This window comes from Areca yellow leaf disease phytoplasma (assembly GCF_041920595.1).
The window spans coordinates 342,492-348,669 of sequence record NZ_CP169277.1; the positions used below are offsets into that span (position 1 = coordinate 342,492).

The following is a 6,178-nucleotide window of genomic DNA, read 5'->3' on the forward strand; positions in this document are numbered from 1 at the left end:
TTATGATGCTTGATGACACTGCAAAAAGAATTTCTGTGATTTTTTAAAGGGCGTTTTGCAAAAATTCAATTCCTGCTTTGGCATGAAATAAGAGCCTCCAATGCCAATTACTACTAAAAACATCTAAATTGGGGTGAATTTTTAGTTGTTTCATTTTTCCAGTTCTTGGAAATCAAAATGTAAGGGTAGTTCTAACCAACCCAAATAATTTCTTTTAGTTGTTGGTCTTGATGTAATTTACGGTGTATGACTTTGATTTGAGGGGCAAAAGTTTGGGCATAATTGTACCAATCTAAAATTATAAATCCCTTCAAGGTTTAATTTCAACATTGTGTAATTTTACTCCTTTTATTATTTATTATTTGGTGCTTTTTAGTTATAATTTATTAAATATTTTATTCTCATTATTAAATGTTTAAATATTTTTAAATGTTTTTCAGTATTGTATTAATTTTTATTTAATAATTTTGGTTTGCCAAAAGCATTATTTTTATTTTTCTTAAAACGCGGGGTTTGGTTGGCAGGTTTGGAAGGGCGTGGCAAATGATTTTTTTCAGTAGACATAAATATACTCCGTTTTTTTAGTATTTATATCAAAATCAATTTTAATTTATTTGGGGTTTGGGATTTGGAAGTACAAAAATTAATTTTGATAAATACAATATTTTGTTACCTACAATCATTTACAGCAATTTAGCTACTACATTAAATAATTCATTTTTTCATAAGTTTTTCAAAAAAGATCACCAAAAGTAATTAATAATGCAAATTAAGTCCGCAAGTGCCAACAGCACAATTAAAAATGTTTTGTTGCAATAAAAACGGCATAACTTCCCATTCTAAAAGCAAGGACTAGATCTTCTGCAGTTGGTTTACCACCTCTTTGAATGTGTCCCCGGCTTGGGCTCAGTTTCAGAACCACTGTAATTTTCTACCTCTTTGGCTAAGCTTGCAACATCAATGTGTTCAGCGACAACTACAATAGCATGTCTTTGGTTTGCTTGGCGCAAAGATTTAATTTTTTGGCAAATAGTTTTTGGGATAAAAGATTTTCGCGAGTAACAATAACGTCTGCTCCTGCCTTTCAAATCCACCAAATAAAGCCAAATCCCCTTTGTGGCGTCCCATCACTTCAATAATACTGCATCGGTTGTGAGAAACAGAAGTATCGCGCAATTTTCGATAGCATCTACAATATTATTGAGAGCAGTACTTGCTAAATCCAATAGTAAAATCAGTGGCACAAATATCATTGTCAATGGTGGCTGGCAGTCCTACGCATTTGATGCCAAGTTCGTGCAATTTGGATGCTCCTTTATAAGAACCATCACCACCAATTGCAACTAATTTATCAATTCCTAAAATTTTTTAAATTTATGCACAATGTTTATGAACATCTAAATTATTTTGAAAATCTAAAAAACGAGCAGTTCCCAAAAAAGTACCAGACAAATTAAGCAACACAGGAAATGTTTGAGGATTTAAGATTCTGATTTTTGTTATTAAAAAAGTCCTAAAATAACTATCTTTACGCCGAAAACTTCAAATCCTTGTTTAGCGCTTTTAAAAACTACAGCACGAATAGCTGCATTCATTCCAGGAGCGTCGCCGCCTGAAGTTAACACAGCAATTTTTTTGTTTTCTTTTGTTGTTGTTTTTGCTTTTTGGTTTTCATTTTTCATTTTAAAATTAAGTCTCCTTTATATTTTTGAAATATTGTAAATATTGTTAAATGATTAGTTTGATGAATGTTTTTTAATAAATCCGCGTGCGCGAGTCAAAATTAAAATAAATGAAATAAATAGTTGTTAAATGTTAATAAGTAAAAAATAGTGTACTTGAAAGTTCCAAAGCGTTTAAAAAATAATAAAATATAATATGATTAGTTTGGTTTTTGTTTTAACTGTCTTTTTTGTGTCTTTATCCAAATTATAAATTATTATTTTAAGTAAATTTTTAGGTATTTCCAAAAAACTAACTAATCTTTTTTATGAAAATTTTTATGAAAAAACTTTTTATGCTAGTCTTAGAATTTTTTTGATTTATTAACAGCTACATTTAAATTGTATACGATTTAATCAAATATTGCAATTAAAACGCATTATTTTTTTTCTCTTTTGTAAAAATTTTTGTGATATTGGGGGCTTTTTCGCAAAATAAAACAAAATATTGCAACAAATATTTATTGGCTAAAATAAATAAAACAATTGAAAAATAAGTTTGCAAAAAAATAATGAAGTTGTTTTTTGGAATAATTTATTAACTTTTTGGTTGGGTTTCCTTTTAGTTGTTTTTATCTTTGGGAGTAGCAAAAATATTAACACTTATTTTTTATATGTTATACTTAAAGAGTAGTTAAGAAAACAATTTGAAGTTATTTTAGATTTAATAAGCATTTTTTTGTTATGTTTTTTCATCAAATGCTTGCTAAAAGAAAACAAAAACTTTAACCAATTAAACCTAAAATCTTTTTTAAAAACCTTTAAAAATCCTTAATTAAAAATCCTTAAAATAAAGGCAAAAATATTTGTTTGAAAAATAATTAATTTTTACCTTGACAAAAAGATACAAACAAACACTTTTAAAACTGCAAAAAATAAATGCCATTTGTTTTTTAATTTATACTTTTTTTGCAAAACAAATGCAATAAAAATAAATATAATAATTTATCAATTAACTTCAAATCAAAAGGAAGGGTTTTTTAAATAAATGAAGAGCGAAAAACAAAGTAATTAATAAAAAAAGATAAAATAAGTAGGCTTGTTTTGGAGGAAACTTATTAAAAGCTTTATGGATTATTTCTTTGCCTATTATTGTTTTTAATGTTTTTAAAGCTTGTTCGGTAGTGTTGATACTTTTTTTGGAGTTGGTCTGTACGGAGCAACCTTAAAGCTACATTCAATTTTCCAAATCCGCTCAAAGCATTGTAGAAGCAGTAGGAGTTTGTTTAGGAATTACAGGAGTTTCATTAATTTCTATACGAAGTGGGTAAAAATAAAAATGTCAAATCTTAAAAGCTCGTAAAATATATCTAAAGTTTTTGTTTTTGTTGGCTCATAGTAAGTTTGGTTGTAGCTTGTGTTATGATTGGTTTTTCCAGTCTCTATTTGTAGTCTTTTTAAAGGAAAAGTAATTAACGGAGTACCAAAGGCGATAACAACTGAGGAAAAAAATCTTGCATTAACGCTTTTAGATTACAACAAAGGTACTACCATTGTTAATGTTTTTCTTTAGGAATTGAAAGAATTTTGGGAAAACTTAAAAAATTTTGGTTCTAAACTGTATTATGATGGGTTTAAAAATTGGATTAAGTACTTTATGTTTTGGCATCAAAGTCATTGGTTTAGAAGCGTTGAGTCCCAATGTTTTAGGTTTGCAAACAGCTTCATGTATTGCTTATTTATTTATTACAATAGTTGCTTTTTTTCACTCTTTTTAACAAAAAAAAAATCCTTTATTTTTAAGTTTAGGCGATTTTTCTTTAAAACTTTTTTTTCAAGACAAAAATTACTTAAAACTATTTTGAAATTAAGTATTACTTTAACAATAGGCAAATTTATTTATGAAGGCGGAAGAATGTTTACCTTATTTATGGTAGATAGCACATTTGATAAACCATTTTTAGCTGGAACTCCTTTCGAATTTAAAGGTTTGGGCGGCTTAGGTGCAATTGGAGTTGCTGATAGCATTATTACTTTATTAGCTCAAATATCAAGCTTTCGTTAAAAGAAGGACAATTTCAATGATTGTTTCTGGAAAAACTTAGGGAACAAAAATAACAAAAGAGCAATTAAAACTTTAATGCTTGGTTCTATTTGTTGTTTTTTAGTATTTGCAGTTACTTATTTAATTTGTGCTCCTAAAGAATATTGTGGGCTTGGTTTTGGTGATGATTTATGCTTATTTTTTAAAAAATTTAGGCAAAAAGAAAAAAAAGACCAAATGACATTAGATATGTTCTTATGCAAAAACCCAGAATTTAAGTCCTTTTTGTTGGGTGCTCTTTTAACAACTGGTCTATTAACTACTTCCACTAGAAGTTTTTCTACTTTCTTAATTGCAGCTAAAACCTAAATACATTTTGTTGTTAAGTTTTGGTCGTGTTTTTTCTTTTCAGAATACCTGCCCTTTATTTCTTTAGAAATGTTTGGTTTGGAATGAAAAAAAACAAGCATTAAAATAAATAATGTATATGGATTTGCCAATTTCAGTGCTAATTTCATTATGTTAATGTTTATGGTTTTTGTATGTGTTCGTTTTGTATATAAATTAAAAAAGAAAAGCAACCAAAAAGTTTTAAATAAATTCATAAATTAAAAAAGACTATCAATCGATAGTTTTTTTGTTATATAAATAACTTGAAAATATTGTAAATATGAAATAAATTTTTTATGTTTTTCATCAGAAAAAAACTTAAGTTTTTTAATTTTAACAATATTTTTACATTTAGGAAAGCGACTGCAACCTAAAAAATTACCATAGCGTCCTTTTTGATGAGCAAAAGGAGCGTTGCATAAATTACATTTTTGATCGGTTTTCATAGAAGGATTTGTTTCTACAGAACTTGATTTTTCTTTTAAAGAAACAATATTTTTACATTCAGGAAAGCGACTGCAACCTAAAAAATTACCATAGCGTCCCTTTTTGATGAGTAAAGGAGCGTTGCATAAATTACATTTTGATCGGTTTCGATATCTTTTGGTTTTTCTAATTTTTGATCAGCTATTTGATAAAGTTGTTTGAAAGCATCATAAAATTCTTGCAATAATTCTTTATTATTAACTAATCCTGAAGATATTTTATCTAAATTTTCTTCCATTTTAGCAGTATATTTAACATCAATAATTTGTTTGAAAAACAATTCTAAGTTTTTAGCAGTCAAAATTCCTTGTTCGGTAGGAACAAAACGTTTTTCTACTAAATCAACATAAATTCTTTTTTTGAGGGTAAAAATGATTTGAGAGTAAGTAGAAGGCCTTCCAATATTTAGTTTTTCTAAAGTTTTAATCAAAGTGGATTCAGAAAAGCGCGCTGGAGGATTAGTAAATTTTTGTAAATTTTGGATTTCTTGAGGCAAATAAGTTTCATTTAATTTAAAGGAAGGAATAATTTTGTCTTTGGTGCCATCTTGCAAAATTTTTTGATAGCCATCAGAAGTTTTTATCAAACCTTCAGTTAAAAAAGATGGTTTTTCAACTTCAAAAAAAACTTGGTTTTTTTTGAAATATGGCAGAGTGTCATTAAAGAAGCCAAAGTTCTTTGATAAATAAGTTTATAGAGTTTATTTTCGTATTTATCAAAAGACTTTCGAGCTTCTTTTAATGACACCTGCCATATTTCCAGGCCAGGATTTTTGAGTTGAAAACCATCTTTTTTAACTGAAGGTTGATGCTTTCGATAATATCAAAATTTTGCGGAGCATAGACAAATTATTCCTTCTTCAATCAAATGGCTTTCATGCAAAAATCCAGAATTGCAAAAATTACTAATCTTTTTGTTAAAACTTGGGAAAACTAAATGGAAGATATACACTCTCAAATCGACCCCCATCTCAAAAGAATTTATGTTGATTTAATAGAGAAAACGTTTTATTCCACCGAACAGGAGATTTTGACTGTAAAAGCACCCAAATTATTTTTCAAACAAATTATTGATATTAAACAAAGGATAGTTAATGAAATAAAATTATTATGACAACTCAAACATCAAATAATGATCAAATTAGAAGGCGAATATCGAAACCGACATGTAATTTATACAGCAGCTCACTTGCTCATCAAGGATATGTAATTTTTAGGTTACGTCCTTTCTAGATGTAAATGTGAACAACAGAAAATCAAGTTCTGAAACAAATCATAATTGATCAAATGTGGTTATATTTGGCGCTCCTTTTAGCTCATCAAAAAAAAGTTGAGAGATGTAATTTTTAGGTTGCAGTCACTTCTAAATGTAAAGTATTGTTAAGGTAAAAACTAGTTTCGATGAAACATGAAATTTATTTCATATTTGCAATATTTTCAAGTTATTTATATAACCAAAACTATCGATTGATAGTCTTTTAATTTATGAATTTATTTAAAACTTTTTGGTTAACTCTTTTAATTTATATATACAAAATAAAACATGTATATTAATTAATAATTGGCAAATCCATATACATTATTGTACAAGCAATGCA

The 6,178-nt window shown here is 27.5% G+C and carries 5 protein-coding genes and 1 pseudogene; 2 read left to right on the top strand and 4 right to left on the bottom strand.

The genetic code is table 11. The features are described from left to right. Window positions 1-1,014 precede the first annotated feature (1,014 nt). Both ACEW7V_RS01985 and ACEW7V_RS01990 read right to left on the bottom strand, forming a co-directional pair. Window positions 1,015-1,302 (bottom strand): annotated as a pseudogene (locus ACEW7V_RS01985) (6-phosphofructokinase). 200 nt (window positions 1,303-1,502) lie between these two features. Beyond that, on the bottom strand, window positions 1,503-1,682 hold the full coding sequence (locus ACEW7V_RS01990) for a 6-phosphofructokinase (protein WP_374695289.1): 180 nt from the start codon (window positions 1,680-1,682) through the stop codon (window positions 1,503-1,505). Between the two features lie 1,555 nt (window positions 1,683-3,237). On the opposite strand from ACEW7V_RS01990, the gene ACEW7V_RS01995 reads away from it, so the two are divergent. Then, window positions 3,238-3,726: a hypothetical protein gene (locus tag ACEW7V_RS01995; protein ID WP_374695290.1), complete on the top strand. Its 489-nt coding sequence runs from the start codon at window positions 3,238-3,240 to the stop codon at window positions 3,724-3,726. 75 nt (window positions 3,727-3,801) lie between these two features. Beyond that, window positions 3,802-4,074 (top strand): hypothetical protein, encoded by a 273-nt coding sequence (locus ACEW7V_RS02000; protein ID WP_374695291.1) that lies wholly within the window; start codon window positions 3,802-3,804, stop codon window positions 4,072-4,074. 239 nt (window positions 4,075-4,313) lie between these two features. On the opposite strand, the gene ACEW7V_RS02005 is transcribed toward ACEW7V_RS02000, so the two are convergent. After that, entirely contained in the window at window positions 4,314-4,712 is a 399-nt protein-coding gene (locus tag ACEW7V_RS02005) for a topoisomerase DNA-binding C4 zinc finger domain-containing protein (RefSeq protein ID WP_374695759.1), read from the bottom strand. Further along, window positions 4,619-5,167, bottom strand: coding sequence for a DNA topoisomerase (locus tag ACEW7V_RS02010; protein WP_374695292.1), 549 nt, complete (start codon window positions 5,165-5,167; stop codon window positions 4,619-4,621). Before ACEW7V_RS02010 ends, ACEW7V_RS02005 begins: the two co-directional genes overlap by 94 nt. Window positions 5,168-6,178 lie beyond the last annotated feature (1,011 nt).